A 16,940-nucleotide genomic window follows, 5' to 3' on the forward strand; every position below is an offset into this window, starting at 1 on the left:
CCCAGCGGGGAGTCCCGATCTCGGGCTGTGCGATCGGTCGACGGCCCTGCTCACCCGAAGTGCCGCGCCGGCACGTGCACCAGGTTGACGCCGGGAGCGGATTGAGCCTCCCGCAGGACGACCTCGAGGTCCTCGAGCCGCCGCACGGGCCACCCGCGGGCCCCGAACGCGTCGGCGAGCGCCGGCCAGTCCGGCTGCGTCAGGCGCACCCCGATCGGCGCAATGCCCCGGTCGGCCTCGTTCTGCTCGATCTCGCCATAGCCTCCGTTGTCGTAGCAGACCACCGTGAGATCCACCCCCTGCTCGACGGCCGTGGCTAACTCCTGCACCGCGAACATCAGGGCACCGTCGCCGACAACCGCTACGACCGGCCGAGCCTCGCTCCCACGTGCCGACTCGGCGACCGCGGCACCGATGGCCGCGGGCAGCCCGTAGCCGAGCGTCGCGTAAGCCGGGGTGTAGAGGAAGGCGTGAGGTTCGTCCTGCCGGACGGCGCTGGCCATGCCGAGGTAGGTGATCTGGGAGGAATCGCCGGCGACGATCGCATCGCTGGGAAGGACGGCGGCAATGCGGCGGGCCGCCGTGTCCGTGGTCTCGCCGAATGCGCCGGCCTGCTCCGCGCACAACGCGCGGACGGCGTCGACGTCGCACCGCGCACCGGGCCGGCCTGGTCCCGCCGGCGCCTCTCCGATGGCCAGGGACAGTTGGGGCACGACGGCCTCCGCGTGGCCGACGAGCACCACATCGCCCGCGACGTTCTTCTGCCCTTGGCTCTCGAGGATGTCGACTCGGACCACCGGGCCGGTGGGGGCGATCACCCCGCCCCACAGCTCGGCCTCGCCGATCTTGGCGCCCACGATCAGTACGCCGTCCGACCCGTTGACGAGCTCCTGCGCGGCCGCCAGGCGGAGCTCTGCCCCGACCGAGAGCGGGTGCGATTCGGGGACGGTGCCCTTCCCGTTGAGGGTGGTGACCACGGGGGCGCCGAGCCGCTCCGCGAGCGCCGTGAGCGCTGCGCCGGCGCGGGTCGCGCCTCCACCGGCGACGATCACGGGATGCGTCGCGTCGGCGAGGATGCGGGCGGCTCGCGCCACCCCCTCAGGGTCCGCTGTCACGAGAGGCGGCGCCGGGCGCGCCTCGCGGTCGGAAGCGGGCACGTCGGCCGCACCCTCCAGCACGTCGAGCGGCAGCTCGATGTGGACCGGCCGAGGACGCCCTGTGCGGAACAGGCGGAAAGCGTCGTGGACGGCCTCCACCGCCTCGGCCGCCGACCCGACCCGGCGGCTCCACTCCACGATCGCCCCGCTCGCCGCGGTCGCGTCCTTGGTCTCGTGCAGCGTCCCGACATCGGCGAACTCGGCACCCCGGGCGACGCCGGGCGACAGGATGATGAGCGGTCGCGACTCGCAGTACGCGGTCCCCGCGGCCGACAGGGCGTTCAGGAGGCCGGGTCCGGACGTCGTGATCACAACACCCGGCATCCCGGTCCGCTGCGCCCAGCCGTCGGCCGCGTACCCCGCGCCCTGCTCGTGACGGGAGGTCACGGCGCGAATCCCGAGGCGAGGGAGGTGCCGGTAGAACTCGAGGTTGTGGGTCCCGGGAATCCCGAAGACCGTGTCGACCCCATAGGCGCGGATGGTCTGCAGCACCGCGAGCCCGGCGTTGTCGAGCGCCACCCCGGCCGCCTCGGCGGCCCGGAGCTCGCGGTCGTCCGCACCGGCCGGACCCGCGGAGGCGGTGGCAGCGGCGCTCGTCGTCGTCACGAGAGGCTGCCCGCGGCGACGACGGCGAGGCTGTGGCGACGGACCCCGTCGATCCAGGTCTCGAGCACGCGGATGGCGCCGATCTCCTCGGCGGGCACCTCGTCGAGGTCCGCCGAGAGCACCGCGAAGTCGGCGCGCTTGCCGACCTCCAGCGAGCCGAGGTCGTCCTCCCGCCCGATCGACCGCGCGCCCTCGATCGTGTGGCCGCGGAGCGCTGTCGCGACGTCGATCCGCAGATCGTCCGGCCCGAGCTTGTGCCCGCGGCGGGTGACCCGCGTGACCGCGACCTGGATCGCCTCGAGCGGTCGCGGCTGCGCCACGGGAGCGTCCGACGAGAGCGTCACGGGCACACCGGCCCGCACGAACTCTCCGAGCGGGTTGAAGCGCTCGCCGGGCGTGCCGATGGCGTCCTCCACTCCCTCGCCCCAGTTGTAGTAGTGCTGGGGCTGGTTCACCGGGCGGATTCCCGCCACCGCCATGCGCTCGATCTGCTCGGGCGTCGGGAGGCCGCAGTGCTCGATCCGGTGCCGCGCGTCCGGCCGCGGAACGGCCGACTGCGCCTCCTCGATCGCCGAGACGACCATCTCGATGGCGGTGGGCGACTGCGCGTGGGTGGCCGTCTGGAGGCCCGCGGCGTGCGCCCGCGCGATCAGCGCCGCGTACTCGGCCGGCTCGTGATAGAGCTGCCCGGTGCGGCACGGGTCGCCCACGTACCCGTCCGGGAAGTAGGCGGTCCAGCCGCCGAGGGTCCCGTCGGCGTACAGCTTGATGCCCGCGACGCTCAGCTGAGCGTTGCCGAACTGGCCGTGGAGCCCGATCTCCAACGCGTCGTCGAGGAGGTGCGAGAGCAGGTACAGGGAGGCGCGCAGGTGCAGTCCCTTGCGCTCGGCCAGCCGGAGGTAGGTGTCGAACTCGCGGCGGGAGACCTGGGCGTCGCCGATCGTGGTGACGCCTCCCTCCAGGAACTCGCGCTGCGCCGTCGCCAGCTGCCGGACGTGCTCCTCCGGGGCGTCCCCCAGGTGGAAGTTGGGGCCGTGGTGCCCGATCTTCACCCCGTGGACGCCGGTGAGGATGTTGCACGCGGCGTCCGACAGCTCGCCGGTGAGCTCGCCGTCCGCGTCGCGGAAGAACTCGCCGCCCTCGGGGTCGGGGGTGTCGCGCGTGATGCCGAACGTCTCGAACGTGAAGCTGTTGACGACGCCGCCGTGACCGGAGGCGTTCATCAGGTAGACCTGGCGGTCCGTCGCGACCTGGTCGAGTTCGAACCGGGTCGGGTGCCGCTGCTCGGCGAGGTTGCGCTGCTCGTATCCGTAGCCCCGGACCGGGAGATCGCCCGGCGTGGTCTCGGCCGCCTCCCGGAGGAGCGCCACGATCTCCGGGATGCTGCCCGCCTTGGACGGCCCGCAGTCCACCCAGCTCATCATCTGCCCGAGCATCAGCGGGTGCGCGTGCGGGTCGATGAAGCCGGGGACGATCACCGCGTCGCCGAGGTCGTGGAGGCGCGGCGGCGCGGCGGCGTACCGCTTCGCCGCCTCCTGGCACTCCTCCGGGGTTCCGGTGGCGGCGACGAGGCCGTTGACGATGAGCATCGCCGTGGCGACGGTGTCGCCCGGGTCGAGCGTCCGGATGCGGCGGGCGACGACGATGTCGGCGCCCTGCTCCTCGAGGGAGCGGTCGGGCAGGGAGAGCTTGCGCATGCGAGTCCTTCTCGTCAGTGGGCTGCCGGGACGGCGGCCGGACGGTTGACGGGGGTGAGGGGTGCGCCGTCCGTGAACAGCGCGATGACGTTCCGGGCCTGCCCGGTCGCGTACGCGCGTCCCGTGCGGGACGACAGGTAGGCGACGTGCGGCGTCAGCACCACGTGAGGGTGCGACCGGAACGGGTGGTCGAGGGCGGGAGGCTCGGCCGCGACGACGTCGAGACCGGCGCCGGAGAGGTGGCCCGAATCGAGCGCCGCCAGCAGCGCCTCCTCGTCGATCAGTCCGCCGCGGCTGACGTTGACGAGGACCGATCCCGGGCGCATGGCCGCGAGGAAGTCGGCGTCGACGAGCTGCGCCGTCTCATCGCTGAGCGGGAGGTGGAGCGACAGCACATCCGACTCCGCCAGCAGCTCGTCGAGCCCGACCCGGCGGATGCCTGCCGCCGCCAGGCCGCCGCGCGCCTGCTCGTCGTCGGGGAGCATCGGGTCCGTCCCGATGACCTCGCCGAACAGCGGCGCCGCGAACCCGGCGAACCGCCTCCCGATCCGGCCGAGACCCAGCACGCCGACCGTGCTCTCGGTCGTCGCCTTCGGAGCGTGCGGGAGGCCCCAGCCGCCGTCCCGCGTCCCGCGGGCCGCGCGGTCGATCGACCGTGCGGCGAGCGCGAGGCCGAGGGCGTGCGCCGCGACCTCGTCGGTGGCAGCGCCGACGAGGTTGGCGACCCAGACGCCCGCGGCGGTGGCCGCCTCCACGTCGACGTTGTCGTAGCCCATGGAGAGCATCGAGATGATGCGCAACGAGGGGAGGCGGCGGATCAGGTCGGCGTCGACGGCGGCGTAGCCCACCATCAGCGCCTCCGCGCCCTCGGCCGCGGCGACGATGTCGTCGGCGTCGCGCGTCTCGAGGCGCACCACGTCGAAGCCGGCGGCCTCCAGCAGCTCGATGCCGGGGGCCGGATCGATGTCGTCGGTGTCGGTGTAGACGGCGAGGGGTCGGTCAGCGGACATGGCTGAGGAACCTCTTGGTGCGCTCGTGCTGCGGGTTCTCGAAGAACTCCTCCGGCGGGGCCTGCTCGACCAGCACGCCCGAGTCGAACAGCGAGACCTCGTCGGCGGCGCGGCGCGCGAATCGCACCTCGTGCGTGACGACGATCATCGTCATGCCCTCCGCGGCGAGCTGCTCCATGACATCGAGCACCTCGCCGACCAGCTCCGGGTCGAGGGCGGAGGTGGGCTCGTCGAACAGCATGACCTGCGGGTTGAGCACGAGCGCGCGAGCGATGGCGACGCGCTGCTGCTGGCCGCCGGACAGCTCGGACGGGTAGTGGCCATCACGGTCGGCGAGGCCGACCCGCTGGAGCATCGTGTAGGCGCGCTCCTTCGCCTGTGCCTTGTCGACCTTCTGCACGTCGGTGAGCGCGAGGGCGACGTTGTCGAGCGCGTTCATGTGCGGGAAGAGGTTGAAGCGCTGGAAGACCATCCCGATCTGCCGCCGCTCGACCGCGAGCTTGCGCTCGTGGTGGTACTGCGGCCGGTCGACCGGGCCCGTCGCGCCGATGCGCTTGCCGGCGAGGAGGACCTCCCCTTGATCCGCCGCCTCCAGCAGGGCCATGAGGCGGAGCATGGTCGACTTGCCCGAGCCGCTCGGGCCGAGGACCGCCTTCACCTCGCCCCGGTGGATCTCGAACTCGACGCCCTTCAGCACCTCGAGGTCCTCGTACTTCTTGTGGAGGGACCGCACCTGGAGCGCGGGGACCGCCGCCTCGACGGTGTTCATGCGTTCACGCCCTTTCGTTCGCGGCGGACCCGGGTCGCGGCGATGAACTCGGTGTCCGTGGCGATCGGGCGCAGCAGCTTCTTCGCGCCGCGCGACGTCCACAGGAACCGCTTCTCGATCCGGCCCTGGATGAGGGTGATGATCGTGACGATCACGAGGTAGTAGATGATGGCCACCGCGTAGTACTCCGCGTAGCGGAAGGTGACGTTGACCCCGACCTGCGCCGTGGTCAGGAGCTCCTGCAGCGAGATGACCGAGGCCAGCGACGAGTACTTGACGAGTCCGATGAACTCGTTGCCGGTCGGCGGGAGGGCGGTCCGGATGGCCTGCGGGAGGATAACCTTCCGCATGACCGAGGCCGGGGTCATGCCGAGCGCACGGCCCGCGAGGCCCTGGCCCTCGTCGACGCTGCTCAGGGCCGAGCGGATGATCTCGGCCATGAACGCCGCCTCCACGAGTCCCAGCCCCACGGATGCCGCGATGAAGGGCGAGTACCAGTCGGCCTTCAGCAGCGGGATCAGTTGCGGGAGCGCGTTCCACATGATCAGCAGCACGAGAAGGGCGGGGATGGCGCGGAAGAACCAGATGTACGCGCCGGAGACAGCGGTGGCCCACTTGCTGGCGGAGGTGCGCCCCAGCGCGAGCGCGAAGCCCAGCAGGGTGGCGATGATCAGGGAGACCACCGCGACCCCGATGGAGAGGAGCGCCCCCCACAGGTACTGCGGGTTGACGAGTTGCTGCAGGAAGATCTGCGGATCGAAGCCCATGACGGCGTCCTATGCTCTCGGGTTCGCGACGGTCACTTGTAGACGTCGAGCGAGGCGGTGTCGAGCTTGTACTGCTCGGCGATCTTCTTGAGGGTGCCGTCCTGGTAGAGCGCCTTGAGGCCCCTGCCGACGGAGCCGCTCAGCTTGTCGCCCTTGCGGGTGAAGACCCCGAACGTGGTCTCCGCCGGAAAGACGCCCTTCGCTACCGCGAGTTTGCCCTCGTTCTGCGAGGCGATGTAGGCGGCGCCGACGTTCGTCTCGACGAGCACGTCGGCCTTGCCGTTCACGACCGCGAGCACGGTCTGGGCGGTCTGCGGGTAGTCGCTGTGGCTGATCGGCTTCTTGCCGTCGGCCTCGCACTTCTTCGACAGGGCGGTCACATCGGCCGAGTTGGCCGAGGCGGCCTGCGTCACGACGCGGAGGCCGCAGAGGTCCTCCTGCTTGCGGAGCTTGCCGGCGAGGCCCGGCGCCGCGACGGCCGTCGGCCCCGCCTGCATGTAGGGCGAGGAGTCCGAGATCGCCTTGCGCGCATCGCTCTGGTAGAGGCCGCTCCACACGATGTCGCACCGGCCCGCGTTGAGCGCCGGCATGAGCCCGTCGAAGGAGGTGATGTTGAACTTCGGCGTGACGCCCCAGTGCTTGGCCAGCGCACGGACGCCATCGGCGTCGAAGCCCACCACGTCGCCGCTGGAGCCGTTCTTGTACGACTCGAGCGGGGCGTACTCGGGATCGATGCACGCGGTGAGCGTGCTCGCGTCCATGAGACCGGCGGGAGCCTTCGCGGAGGCGCCGGAGGAGGCGGAGCCACCGGCGGCCGGAGAGCTCGAGCAGGCGGTCAGGACGAGGGCGGCGGCAGCGATTCCCGCGAAGCCGAGGACACGCAGTTTCATGGTTCTTCTCCAATGAAGAGGCCGGGAGTGGGTGTGTCGATGATGCAGGAACCGACACCGGCGTGTCAACACCATTTTGCTGTTTTGGTCGCCTCAGAACGAAAAAGTGATCTGTCTGTGACACGCTTTTGCTCTTTTCCATCTCTGGGTGAGCACGGAACTGCAAATATGTGCAGCAACCGCCTCGGTGCGCTACCGTGAACGAGTGGACGAGATCACCGAGGGCGCGATCGCGCTCCTGCGCCGCGACGGCCGCGCCTCCTACAGCGACCTGGCGCGCCGGCTCGGGACCACCCGCGCCAACGTGGCCCGGCGCATCTCCCCCCTGCTCGAAGACGGTTCGCTCCGGGTCATCGCGGCCGTCCACCCGCGCCTGCTCGGGCTCGACGTGCTGGCTCACCTCATGGTGCGGGCGGAGGGCGACATCTACGCGCTGGCCCGTGCTATCGCGCAGATCGAGTCGACGGTCTTCATCTCGGAGATCACAGGCCCGATGCAGCTCGTCCTGGAGGTCCACCTCACGTCGCTGGCGGAGCTGCAGGCGGTCGTGCGGCAGGTCCGCCGGATGGACGGCGTCGACGAGGTGGCCGTCATGCTCTACGAGCGGATGCTGCGCAGCTTCTTCCTCGGGGAGGAGCCCCGGCTCATCCCGCACTCGCTCGACGAGGTCGATCTTCAGATCATGGAGCTCCTCCAGCGGGACGGGCGGCTCGGGTACGCCGAGCTGAGCGACCAGGTCGGCCTCTCGATCAGCGGCTGCCGGACACGCCTCACCCGGCTGATCGAGTCCGGCGCCATGGCGATCGGCGCCGTCGTCCGCCGCGAGCGAGCGGACGCCGAGGGCCTCGCCTTCGGGTTCGGGATCGTGCTGGACGGCGATGACGACGAGGTCCTTCAGCTGCTCCTCGCCGAGCCGATGCTCGAGTTCCTCGCCTCAGGGGTCGGCCGGTTCGATCTGGTGGCGACGATCACGTTCCGGAATCTGGAGGAGTTCACGAGCCTCCTCGCCCGCCTCCGGCACACCCCGGGCGTGAAGGTGGTGGACGAGTGGATGCACGCTCGCGTCCACGAGGAGCGCTACCAGAACAGCCTCAACCGCATCCGGGCGGCGCGGGAGGAATCGGCGAACTCCCGCTGACCGAGGGCCCTACCGATCGGACTCGATGGCGAAGGTGTTGCCGTCGGGGTCGCGGAACCAGGCGATCCGTCCTCCTCCAGCCCGGGCGGTGATACCCCGGTCGTCGTGGTCGAGCCCGTCGTAGCGGGCGAACTCGACGCCCCTCGCGGCGAGCTCGCCGACGACGGCGTCCAGGTCGTCGACGTACCAGGTGGCCACGGTCGCCTGCGAGGTGCCCGCGGTCGTCGACTGGTAGACGTTCAGCGCGTGCCGGCCGCCGGATCCGTAGATCCGGCTGCCCTCCAGGATCGCCGCGCTGGGACCGCGACCCACCACGGGAAGCCCCAGCCTGTCCTCGTAGAACTCGGCAGCGCGGTCGATGTCGGAGACCGCGACGGAGGCGCGCACGTCGAAGTCGCTCAGGCGCATGCCGTCACCCCGCCTCGTGTCGCCTGCGATTCAGCGTGCCCGGTCGAACCGCGCGCCCTCCGCCTTCGAGGGCAGCACGTAGAAGACGAGCAGGATGATCGGGCCGGCGAGCGGGATGAACCCGAGGAACCAGAACGGACCGGCGAGGTTCGCGTCGTGCAAGCGGCGCCACGTCAGCGCCAGGCTCGGCACGAGGATCACGAGGACCCAGACGATGTAGACCACGATCAGCAGCCAGCCGAAGAAGCCGAGACCGCGGCCTCCGTTACCGACTGTTCCGAGGGTGAGCAGCAGGATCTCGTAAACGGCGGCGACGAGGATCGCGAAGAGGAACCACCACCAGAACTCGCTGCGGCTCGCGCGCCCGGTGAAGTCCGAATACTTCTTGAAGAACCGGCGGATGGCCTCGGCGAACGAGGCGCCGTACAACGGCTGCCAGAGCGGAACGCCGGTCGAGTCCTGAGGTGCGGTCATGCGCGGATCCTTCCCCGAGCGACGATTCGCGGTTCCCCTCCCGCATTTCCAGGATACCGGCGGGGTGGGGGCTTGCGGCAAGGGCCTGGTCGGGGCAGAGAATCGTCTACTGTGACTGTCACGGCCGCGCACATCGTGGTCGGCCGTCGATCGGTACGTGTCGATGACTCGGTCGACGCGCGAGCTGGTGCTCCTCGCGCGCTGACCGGCGCCGTCACGGCGCTCGACGCTAGCGACTCAACGCCGTCAGAGCACCCCGGTTCGTCAAATAGACCGACTGATCGGTGAGCAGATCGAGTTGCTTCAGCCGGGCGAGGGTGTTCGGGCGGACGCGGCTGAACGCGACGCTCACGTCGTGCGCCGCCAGCCAGCCCTGCAGCGTCTCGAAGGACTCCGCCCCGGTGACGTCGATGTCGGTGACCGCCTCCATATCGATGACGAGATGCCGCACCTGGTCGCCGGCGCTGGTGACGGCGCTCTTCACCGCCTGCGTGAAGACGTCGCCATTCGCGAAGAACAAGGGTGCGGCAAGACGGATGACGATGACGCCGGGGGCGGTCACGGTACCGCGGGGGGCGTCGGTCAGCAACGACTCGCCGGGATCACCGCTCGATTCGAGGACGTCGATGGCCGGGTTCGCGGCGCGCTTGGCGAGATTGATCAGAGCCAGGACGAAGGCCACGACGATGCCCGCGATCGATCCGACGAGCAGCGTGACCACGAAGCACACCACGCCGATCAGGAACTCGAACTTGTCCTTGCGCCACAGCACCACGAAGTCGGCGAACCCGAGCAACGGGACGATGGCGACGGCGACAATGGCACCGATGGCGGGAGAAGGGATGTCTGCCAGGAGCGCCGTGCCGAACAGCAGCAGAAGCAGTGTCCCCAGGGCGAGGACGAAGGACGGCAGCTGAGTGCGTGAGCCGGCCTGGTCCATCGCCGCCGTGCGCGAGGTGGACGATCCGATGGTGAAGCTGGCGGAGGCGCCGGCCATGATGTTGCCGACACCGAACGCGAACAGGTCCCGGTTGGGGCTCGTGGGGTAGCCGTGCTTCTCACCGTACGCGCGCGAGACCAGCAATCCCTCCGCCGTGGTGATCATGGTGAGGGCGATCGCCGACGGGATGAGCGCCAGCCACATCGACTAGTCGATGATCGGCCAGGTCAGTTTCGGCGGCCCGGCCGGGATCTCCCCGAGGACGGCGACGCCCGCGCTCTGAGCATCCGTGACGACGACGATCACGGTCGCGACGATGAGCACGGCCAGCGCCCACGGAACGACGGGGAGCAGACGACGACCGAGGACGAGCACGACGACGGACCCTACCGAGATGAGCACCGACCAGCCGTTCGTGGTGCCGAGCCCGCTGACGAGGGCGACGACTTTGTCCACGAACTCGGCGCCGGAATCGATCTTGACGCCGAGCATCTTGGCGATCTGACTGACCATGATGTCCAGCGCGAGACCGCCGACGAATCCGACGAGGATCGGCTTGGACAGGAAGTTCGCGAGGAATCCGAGCCGGAACAAGGACAGGGCGAGGAAGAGGACGCCCACGATCACCGCTTGCGCCAGCGCCAGCGTGGCGTAGTCGGCACTCCCGGCGACGGCCAGGCCGCCGATCGAGGAAGCCACCAGCGCGGCCGCCGCAGCGTCCGGCGACGCGACCAACTGACGCGAGGACACCACCAGCGCATAGACGACGGTCGGGAAGACCAGCGCGTACAAGCCGGCCGTCGCCGGGAGGCCGGCGATCTGGGCATAACCGATGTTCAGGGGCACGGCGATCGCCAGGAGGGTCACCCCGGCCAGGAGCTCTCTTCCCAGATTGCGTCGCGTCAGGCCCGCCAGAGGTCTCTCGAACGCCCTTCTCGTCCCCACGGTGGTCAGTGTGACAGTCCCCCTCCCGTCAGGCCAGGGTGCATTACCCGGGACCGCTGACTGACACCGGGGCACCGGCGAGGTTCGTATACTGGGTGTCATGTCCGTCCGATCCTCCCTGCCCTCCGGGCGCCTGGAGGTGGTCGGCGCGCTCAGCGCCGGCGTGAGATGACGCTGCCCCCGGCTCGGGTCCCCCGAGCCGTTCGATGCCGCATGCCCCGACCGGGCACGGCCATTAGACAGCGACTCTCCACAGACAGGACTTTTGACATGATTCCGCTCACCGACGCGCAGCTTCGCGCCTCGTTCGTCAACGCGACCCTCCGCGAACGCACCGCGATCGTCCCTCCACCGGGGCTCGACGCCCTGAACTGGGACGACCTCGACTACCTGGGCTGGCGCGACCGCAAACTGCCCAACGTCGGCTACGTCGTCACCGTCGTCGACGGCGAGCCGGTCGGCATCCTGCTGCGCAAGGCCGACGGCGGCGTGCGGGCCCGCCCCCAGTGCTCCTGGTGCGAAGACGTCCACCTCCCGAACGAGGTCGTCTTCTTCATCGCGAAGCGCGCCGGCAAGGCAGGCCGCGACGGCAACACGATCGGCACGCTCGTGTGCGCCGGGTTCGAGTGCTCGGCCAACGTGCGCAAGCGGCCACCGACCGCCTACATCGGGTTCGACGTGGAGGCGGCACGCCGGCAGCGCATCGAGGTGCTGCGCGAGCGGGTGGGCGCCTTCGCCCGCAACGTCCTCGGCCAGGGCTGAACCGCGGCTCGGGCCGGCGCAGGCGCTAGCGCGCGCCCCACACGGGGCGCGCGCTGGACGCGCATTCGCGCAGCGGTGCGCTGTCGAGCACGACGCGCGACTCGGGCACGCCGAAAGCGGGCCACTGCACGACGAACTCGAGCGGGCCTTCGGGCGGGAGCGGCCACAGCCAGAGATCGTCCTCGAAGCGCCAGATGTCATCGGATCCGCCGCCTCCGCCGCCCGAATAAGTCAGGGATGACGCCTCCGGCGACTCGCCCAACATCCCCGGATGGTCGGCGATCAACTGCTGACCGTCGCCGAGGACGACCCCGAAGCGCAGGCGCTCGGGGTCGGGCCCGAAATGGTTGTGGATCCGCGCCTGCATCTGCCGCCAGTCCGCGCGGCTCGCGCCTCCCCGCCGGATGCGGCGGTCGATGACGAACTCGACACCGTTGCTGTAGACGCGCGCGAATGACAGGACGAGAGCGACGGTGTCGGTCAGAGCGATGGTCTCACCGGTCGGGTAGATGGCGGGAACCTCGTCGTCCGAAGGCTTCCGCCACGGCGTCGGCGGCTGATCGGCGTTTTCGGTCTCGTCTTCGGGCGGGTCCGGCGGGAAGAAGTTCACGATCACCAGCCGACCACATCGGATACCACCCGAGCAAGACCTGCCGCGGCCGGTCTCCCGGAGGAGCAGATCACGGCCTTCCGGAACGCGAGCTCCGGCGTTGCGGGCCCTTCGGCTCTGTCGGGGAGGAGCGGCGTGGGTCGATGATCACGGCATGACATGGAGCGTCGAACGACAGGGCGGGGTCGCCGGTTTGGCGTCGGTGGCGATCGGGCTTCTCGCGGAGGTGTTCGAACGCGGCATCGCCCGCGGTGGCACGGATGCGGCGACGCTCCGGCATTTTCAGGAGCAGGCGGGCGCCGTGCGGATGCAGACGCTGCTCTTCGTCCTCGGCGCAGCGTTCTTCTTCTGGTTCTTGGCGGGGTTGAGATCGCGCGTGGCCGCGGCCGAGGGCGCGGGCGGTTCTCTCGCCGTCCTCGCCTTGGTAGCGGGAGCCGCCTCCAACACTGTTTCGCTCATCGCACTGTCGGTGCAGGAGGCGCTGACACTCGAGACTCCTACGACGTCGCTCGCAGCGCTCGACGACGTGCTCTTCCTGATCGCCGGTCTGCCGCTCGCCGTGATGCTGGCGGCTGTCGCCATCGTGGCGTTCACCCGTCACGCGTTCGCCCCATGGATCGGCTGGCTGTCGATCGGTGCGGCGGTGCTGCAGATCGTGCCCGTGTTCGGCACGGTCGCCGGCGGCGGCCCGCTGGCACCGGGAGGATGGATCTCCGCTTTCCTGCCCTACCCGCTCTACCTCGTCTGGCTGACCGCCGTGTCCGTGCTGATGACGGCTAAGCCGATCTCGGAGGGTGCTCGCACGCGCGAGGCGGTTCCCGCGTCGATGGGGAGCTAGGAGACCGGCGTCCTCGCACGGACACCGTGGAACGCGCGGATCGCTGCGGCTGCCGCGGCGGGCGCCTCGAACCCGGCGAAATGGCCGCCGGCCGGAGCCTGGACGAAGTCCCGGAGATCGGGCGCTGCCCGCTCGGCCAGCGATCGCGGGAAGCCCGCCATCACCGGCTCGTTCGCCAGGTACACACCCACCGGCGCCGCGATCGGCGGCCGTGGCGGGTTGTGCTCGTAGTCGTAGTACTGCTGGAACGACGAGCCGATGCTGTCGGTCACCCAGTAGAGCGTAGCGATCGTGTAGAGGATGCCGGACTCGACAACGCGCTGCCAGGCGCCGTCCTCCCGGGCGTCGATCCAGTCGTGCCACTTGTCGGCGATCCACGCGAGCAGTCCGGCCGGGGAGTCCGCCAGCGCGGCGGCGATCGTGTCCGGACGGGTCTGCATGATCTCGCTGTAGCCGCCGTCGGACCGGTCGTAGACGTCCAGGGCCTCCAGATAGCGACGCTCGGTCTCGTCCTGCGCCTCCACCTCTGCCGGGAACGGGCCGCTCAGCAGCTGGATGCCCACGAGGCTCTCCGGGTGGTCCACCCCGAGCCAGGTGGAGGCTCCGCCACCGATGTCGCCGCCGAACGTCGCGTAGCGCTCGAAGCCCAGCACTCCGGACATGAGCTCGTGCAGCGCGTCGGCGATCGCGCGCCGCGTGAGCGGCGGCTCGAGCCGCTCCGAGTAGGTGAAGCCGGGGAGAGACGGGATGACGACGTCGAAGTCGTCGCGGAGCAGCTCAGCGAGCGGCAGGTATTCGACGAATGCGCTCGGCCAGCCGTGCAGGAGCAGGAGCGGCGTGTGCTCGCCCGGTCCGGTCCCGCGCAGGCGCGCGTAGTGGAGGCGGTGACCCGCGATGTCGACGAGGTGCTGCTCGACCTGGTTCAGCCGCTGCTCTTCGGCTCGCCAGTCGAACGCGAGCCAACCGTCGACGAGCGACCGGAGTTCGTCACCCCCGAGGCCTCCCTCCCAGCCGGATCGCGGAGATCGAAAGTGCCGGGTACGGCGCAGCCTGTCGCGCAGATCGTGGAGCACGTCGTCGGGCACGCGGAGGCGGAAGTCGTCGGTGGCCATTCAGCCACGCTAGCCGCCCGGCCGAGCGCATAGTGTCGAGATCGCGGGATCGGCTCCGACCTTATGGTGACCGAGCACATCGCACCGGTTCCCGAAGCGGGAGGGAGGAGCGCCCATGACGGCGATCGACACGATCTTCGACGCGAACGTGCGGGCCGTGATCCCGCTCGTCACCGCGTCGCTCGTCTCCCGCTACGGCAACTTCGCCGACTGCGAGGACGCGGTCCAGGAGGCGCTGCTCGACGCCTCCATCACGTGGCCGCGGGAGGGGCGCCCGCGCGACGTGCGCGGCTGGCTGCTCACCGCGGCGCGCCGGCGGTACATCGACGCGATCCGTTCGGACGCAGCGCGCCGAGCTCGCGAGGAACGCGACGCCGCGCTCGGCGCGCTCGGTGCGGAGGTCCGCGACAGCGACGACTCGCTCGAGCTGCTCGTGCTGTGCTGCCACCCGGCCCTGCAGCCTGCGGCCCAGGTCGCGTTGGCTCTGCGCGCGGTCTGCGGGCTCAGCACCTCCCAGATCGCCGCCGCCTTCTACGTGAGCGAAGCCACCATGGCTCAGCGCATCACGCGGGCGAAGCGGGCGATCGACGCCGCCGGGCGACGGTTCGGCCTGCCTGGGAGGGCCGAGGTCGTCGAACGATCCGCAGCCGTGCGCACCGCGCTCTACCTGATGTTCAACGAGGGGTATGCGCCCACGCAGGGCAATTCGCCCGTGCACGCGGAGCTCGTGTCGGAGGCGATCCGGCTCGCCAGGCTGCTCCATGCGGCGATCCCCGGTGAGTCGGAGACGATGGCGCTGCTGGCGCTCATGCTGCTGACCGACGCTCGCACCGAAGCCCGCGCCGACGCCGACGGGTCGCTGATCCCGCTGCCCGACCAAGACCGACGACGGTGGAACCAAGCCCGGCTGAAGGAGGGGCGACGCTTCGCCGCGGCCGCGCTCGGCGCCGGCCCCGCCACCCCACTCGTCATCCAGGCGGCGATCGCTGCCGTGCACGCGGCCGCGCCCGATGCCGATTCGACCGACTGGCGGCAGATCCTCGGGCTCTACGACGTGCTCGTCCGCATCGATCCGGGTCCGGCCCCGCGGCTCGGCCGGGCGGTGGCGGTCGGCATGGTGAGCGGACCGCTCGCCGGGCTCGCGGAGCTGGCCGACCTGGAGGCGGATGAGCGCCTCGCCGGGAGCCACCGCCTCCTCTCGGTCAAGGCCGCTCTGCTGGAGCGCGCGGGCGCGGTCGACGCCGCACGCGATGCGTACGCCGAGGCGCGTGAGCGCGCGACGAACGACGCGGAGCGCGCCTGGCTCGCGACGCGGGCCGAACGGCTTGCGGCCGGCCTCCCTCCCACCGCTTCGTCGACCTCGCTCGACGACCCCGTGCCGACCCTCGACCGAGGGCCGGCCTCCCCAGAAGAGAAGGAATCAAGGCAATGACGGACACCGCCCTCAATCAGTACCTGCTGCTCTACGTGACCGCGCCCGACGGCGAGCCGTGGAGCGAAGCCGACGACGACATCGCCGACTGGGTCGCCGCCGGCGAATCGACCGGCGCGCTCATCATCGGCGAGCGCCTGACCGGGAAGTCGGACGCCCGGATGGTGGCGAAGCGCTCCGGCCAGGTCACCGTGAGCGACGGCCCGTTCGCGGAATTCAAGGAGTGGTTCGCCGGCTTCGACCTCATCAACGCCGCCGACCTCGACGCAGCCGTGGAGATCGGCTCGCGCCACCCGGGAGCCCGGTACGGGAAGGTGCTCGTGCTGCCGCTGATGGACGCCGTCCAGTCCAACGAGATGCTGGAGGCGACGGTCCGGGCGCGGAGCGCGGTGGCGTAGCCGCTCACCGGTGCGGGCTCGGCGACCGCGACCTGCTCGCGTTCGCGACCGCCGGCCCGGCATGTCGCAGAGCGACGACGGGCGCGTCCGCTAGGTTCCTCAATGCGGACAATCGGTTGCCGCATATTGGGGGAAAGTCAATGAAGAAGCTTGCTGTCGCTGCCGCCTCGATCGCACTCGTCGCCGCACTCACCGGGTGCTCCGCGTCAGGCGCCGCGGCCCACACCGCGAAACCGACCGCGGCAGCGTCGGCCACGGCCCAGGCGACGCAGACCCACGCTCAAGCGTGCACCGTCGTGATGGACAAGCTGCGCAGTCTCTCGTCGATGCAGAGCGACCTCGCGTCCGCGATGACCGACCCGGCGAAGGCGCAAGCGATGCTCGACACCATGGCGAGCACCTTCACGAGCATGGATTCCAGCGTCACCAACCCCGAAGTGAAGGCCAAGACCTCCGCGGTCGCCTCCGCGTTCACCGACTACGCGACCTACATCAAGAAGGTCCAGGCGACCCCGTCCAGCCTCGACACCAATGAGCTCACCGCCAAGCTCAAGGCCCTGTCGAGCGCGTCGACGGCGGTCGGCCAGGAGTGCGCCGGCGGCAAGTAGCCTCGGCCGCGAGACTAGCGCTCTACCGCGAACCCATCCAGGAGCCGATCCACGAATTGCCGCCGCGCGGATCCTGGGACGGCTGTGGTTCGTCAAAGTGCGGATTCGGGCGCCCGGGCGTGGTCTGCGGCGCCTCTCGGAGGCGCATGGCGGAGACGATGGCGAACACGCTCACGGCAAGCAGGACGACGCCGGGAGCGACAAGGGAGTAGCCGACCGGGTTCCCCCGCAAGACCGTGATCACGCCTACCGGCCCGGTGAGCCAAGCCCCGAAACCAGACAGGCACGCGAGAACGACCAGCCACACGACGCGCCGCCGACGGCGCTGTGACCGTTCGAACTCTTTCATCAATTCGCTCATCGCGTTCCCCCCTTTTCG

Annotated in this window: 18 protein-coding genes and 1 pseudogene; 6 read left to right on the top strand and 13 right to left on the bottom strand. The window is 70.3% G+C overall.

All coding sequences use genetic code 11. The features are described from left to right. Positions 1-50: 50 nt before the first annotated feature. Genes FPT20_RS12745 through FPT20_RS12770 form a run of 6 tightly spaced genes read right to left on the bottom strand, consistent with a single transcriptional unit; the run spans position 51 to position 6,896 of the window. Positions 51-1,763, bottom strand: a complete 1,713-nt coding sequence (locus tag FPT20_RS12745) for a thiamine pyrophosphate-binding protein (protein ID WP_158865809.1) — start codon at positions 1,761-1,763, stop codon at positions 51-53. Beyond that, a complete protein-coding gene (locus FPT20_RS12750; RefSeq protein ID WP_158865811.1) occupies positions 1,760-3,460 on the bottom strand; it encodes an amidohydrolase in 1,701 nt (566 codons plus the stop codon). The genes FPT20_RS12745 and FPT20_RS12750 overlap by 4 nt, the downstream gene beginning before the upstream one ends. Positions 3,461-3,474: 14 nt before the next feature. Beyond that, complete coding sequence (locus FPT20_RS12755) at positions 3,475-4,470, bottom strand: C-terminal binding protein (RefSeq protein ID WP_158865813.1); 996 nt, start codon at positions 4,468-4,470, stop codon at positions 3,475-3,477. Next, a complete protein-coding gene (locus FPT20_RS12760; protein ID WP_158865815.1) occupies positions 4,460-5,239 on the bottom strand; it encodes an amino acid ABC transporter ATP-binding protein in 780 nt (259 codons plus the stop codon). The genes FPT20_RS12755 and FPT20_RS12760 overlap by 11 nt, the downstream gene beginning before the upstream one ends. Continuing rightward, complete coding sequence (locus FPT20_RS12765) at positions 5,236-6,006, bottom strand: amino acid ABC transporter permease (RefSeq protein WP_158865817.1); 771 nt, start codon at positions 6,004-6,006, stop codon at positions 5,236-5,238. The genes FPT20_RS12760 and FPT20_RS12765 overlap by 4 nt, the downstream gene beginning before the upstream one ends. Before the next feature lie 32 nt (positions 6,007-6,038). Then, positions 6,039-6,896: a transporter substrate-binding domain-containing protein gene (locus FPT20_RS12770; protein ID WP_158865819.1), complete on the bottom strand. Its 858-nt coding sequence runs from the start codon at positions 6,894-6,896 to the stop codon at positions 6,039-6,041. A gap of 148 nt (positions 6,897-7,044) precedes the next feature. On the opposite strand from FPT20_RS12770, the gene FPT20_RS12775 reads away from it, so the two are divergent. Then, a complete protein-coding gene (locus FPT20_RS12775) occupies positions 7,045-8,034 on the top strand; it encodes an Lrp/AsnC family transcriptional regulator (protein WP_233265516.1) in 990 nt (329 codons plus the stop codon). 9 nt (positions 8,035-8,043) lie between these two features. On the opposite strand, the gene FPT20_RS12780 is transcribed toward FPT20_RS12775, so the two are convergent. The 4 genes and pseudogenes from FPT20_RS12780 to FPT20_RS12790 form a co-directional block, all read right to left on the bottom strand. Beyond that, positions 8,044-8,442 carry a VOC family protein gene (locus FPT20_RS12780; protein WP_158865821.1) on the bottom strand — a complete coding sequence of 133 codons (399 nt, stop codon included), beginning with the start codon at positions 8,440-8,442 and terminating at the stop codon, positions 8,044-8,046. Between the two features lie 30 nt (positions 8,443-8,472). Continuing rightward, positions 8,473-8,916: a DUF805 domain-containing protein gene (locus FPT20_RS12785; RefSeq protein ID WP_158865823.1), complete on the bottom strand. Its 444-nt coding sequence runs from the start codon at positions 8,914-8,916 to the stop codon at positions 8,473-8,475. 229 nt (positions 8,917-9,145) lie between these two features. Continuing rightward, on the bottom strand, positions 9,146-9,649 hold the full coding sequence (locus FPT20_RS18035; protein ID WP_267902732.1) for a sodium-independent anion transporter: 504 nt from the start codon (positions 9,647-9,649) through the stop codon (positions 9,146-9,148). Between the two features lie 9 nt (positions 9,650-9,658). Then, a pseudogene (locus FPT20_RS12790) lies at positions 9,659-10,903 on the bottom strand (SulP family inorganic anion transporter); the annotation flags it as partial. A 168-nt stretch (positions 10,904-11,071) separates the two neighbouring features. Here FPT20_RS12790 and FPT20_RS12795 point away from each other — a divergent pair. Continuing rightward, positions 11,072-11,563 (top strand): FBP domain-containing protein, encoded by a 492-nt coding sequence (locus FPT20_RS12795; RefSeq protein WP_158865825.1) that lies wholly within the window; start codon positions 11,072-11,074, stop codon positions 11,561-11,563. A gap of 25 nt (positions 11,564-11,588) precedes the next feature. On the opposite strand, the gene FPT20_RS12800 is transcribed toward FPT20_RS12795, so the two are convergent. Next, positions 11,589-12,173 carry a hypothetical protein gene (locus FPT20_RS12800; RefSeq protein WP_158865827.1) on the bottom strand — a complete coding sequence of 195 codons (585 nt, stop codon included), beginning with the start codon at positions 12,171-12,173 and terminating at the stop codon, positions 11,589-11,591. A 154-nt stretch (positions 12,174-12,327) separates the two neighbouring features. Here FPT20_RS12800 and FPT20_RS12805 point away from each other — a divergent pair, with 154 nt between their 5' ends. Next, positions 12,328-13,011 carry a hypothetical protein gene (locus FPT20_RS12805; RefSeq protein ID WP_158865829.1) on the top strand — a complete coding sequence of 228 codons (684 nt, stop codon included), beginning with the start codon at positions 12,328-12,330 and terminating at the stop codon, positions 13,009-13,011. Here FPT20_RS12805 and FPT20_RS12810 read toward each other — a convergent pair. Beyond that, entirely contained in the window at positions 13,008-14,123 is a 1,116-nt protein-coding gene (locus FPT20_RS12810) for an epoxide hydrolase family protein (protein ID WP_158865831.1), read from the bottom strand. The genes FPT20_RS12805 and FPT20_RS12810 overlap by 4 nt on opposite strands. A gap of 115 nt (positions 14,124-14,238) precedes the next feature. Here FPT20_RS12810 and FPT20_RS12815 point away from each other — a divergent pair, with 115 nt between their 5' ends. The 3 genes from FPT20_RS12815 (at position 14,239) to FPT20_RS12825 (ending at position 16,561) form a co-directional block, all read left to right on the top strand. Further along, the gene (locus FPT20_RS12815) at positions 14,239-15,555 is read left to right on the top strand and encodes an RNA polymerase sigma factor (RefSeq protein WP_158865833.1); all 1,317 of its coding nucleotides are present in this window, start codon (positions 14,239-14,241) and stop codon (positions 15,553-15,555) included. Then, a complete protein-coding gene (locus FPT20_RS12820; RefSeq protein WP_158865835.1) occupies positions 15,552-15,953 on the top strand; it encodes a YciI family protein in 402 nt (133 codons plus the stop codon). The genes FPT20_RS12815 and FPT20_RS12820 overlap by 4 nt, the downstream gene beginning before the upstream one ends. Before the next feature lie 140 nt (positions 15,954-16,093). Next, complete coding sequence (locus tag FPT20_RS12825) at positions 16,094-16,561, top strand: hypothetical protein (protein ID WP_158865837.1); 468 nt, start codon at positions 16,094-16,096, stop codon at positions 16,559-16,561. Positions 16,562-16,583: 22 nt separating this feature from the next. Here the strand turns inward: FPT20_RS12825 and FPT20_RS12830 are convergent, their stop codons facing one another. Beyond that, positions 16,584-16,922: a hypothetical protein gene (locus tag FPT20_RS12830; RefSeq protein WP_158865839.1), complete on the bottom strand. Its 339-nt coding sequence runs from the start codon at positions 16,920-16,922 to the stop codon at positions 16,584-16,586. Between the last annotated feature and the right edge of the window lie 18 nt (positions 16,923-16,940).

The organism is Leifsonia sp. AG29, assembly GCF_009765225.1.
Taxonomy (GTDB): Bacteria; Actinomycetota; Actinomycetes; order Actinomycetales; family Microbacteriaceae; genus Leifsonia.

Coding starts and splice junctions, on each gene's coding strand:
- FPT20_RS12750 (WP_158865811.1), bottom strand. CDS start 3,460: ATGCGCAAGCTCTCCCTGCCCGACCGCTCCCTCGAGGAGCAGGGCGCC.
- FPT20_RS12755 (WP_158865813.1), bottom strand. CDS start 4,470: ATGTCCGCTGACCGACCCCTCGCCGTCTACACCGACACCGACGACATC.
- FPT20_RS12760 (WP_158865815.1), bottom strand. CDS start 5,239: ATGAACACCGTCGAGGCGGCGGTCCCCGCGCTCCAGGTGCGGTCCCTC.
- FPT20_RS12765 (WP_158865817.1), bottom strand. CDS start 6,006: ATGGGCTTCGATCCGCAGATCTTCCTGCAGCAACTCGTCAACCCGCAG.
- FPT20_RS12770 (WP_158865819.1), bottom strand. CDS start 6,896: ATGAAACTGCGTGTCCTCGGCTTCGCGGGAATCGCTGCCGCCGCCCTC.
- FPT20_RS12780 (WP_158865821.1), bottom strand. CDS start 8,442: ATGCGCCTGAGCGACTTCGACGTGCGCGCCTCCGTCGCGGTCTCCGAC.
- FPT20_RS12785 (WP_158865823.1), bottom strand. CDS start 8,916: ATGACCGCACCTCAGGACTCGACCGGCGTTCCGCTCTGGCAGCCGTTG.
- FPT20_RS12795 (WP_158865825.1), top strand. CDS start 11,072: ATGATTCCGCTCACCGACGCGCAGCTTCGCGCCTCGTTCGTCAACGCG.
- FPT20_RS12805 (WP_158865829.1), top strand. CDS start 12,328: ATGACATGGAGCGTCGAACGACAGGGCGGGGTCGCCGGTTTGGCGTCG.
- FPT20_RS12810 (WP_158865831.1), bottom strand. CDS start 14,123: ATGGCCACCGACGACTTCCGCCTCCGCGTGCCCGACGACGTGCTCCAC.
- FPT20_RS12815 (WP_158865833.1), top strand. CDS start 14,239: ATGACGGCGATCGACACGATCTTCGACGCGAACGTGCGGGCCGTGATC.
- FPT20_RS12820 (WP_158865835.1), top strand. CDS start 15,552: ATGACGGACACCGCCCTCAATCAGTACCTGCTGCTCTACGTGACCGCG.
- FPT20_RS12825 (WP_158865837.1), top strand. CDS start 16,094: ATGAAGAAGCTTGCTGTCGCTGCCGCCTCGATCGCACTCGTCGCCGCA.
- FPT20_RS12830 (WP_158865839.1), bottom strand. CDS start 16,922: ATGAGCGAATTGATGAAAGAGTTCGAACGGTCACAGCGCCGTCGGCGG.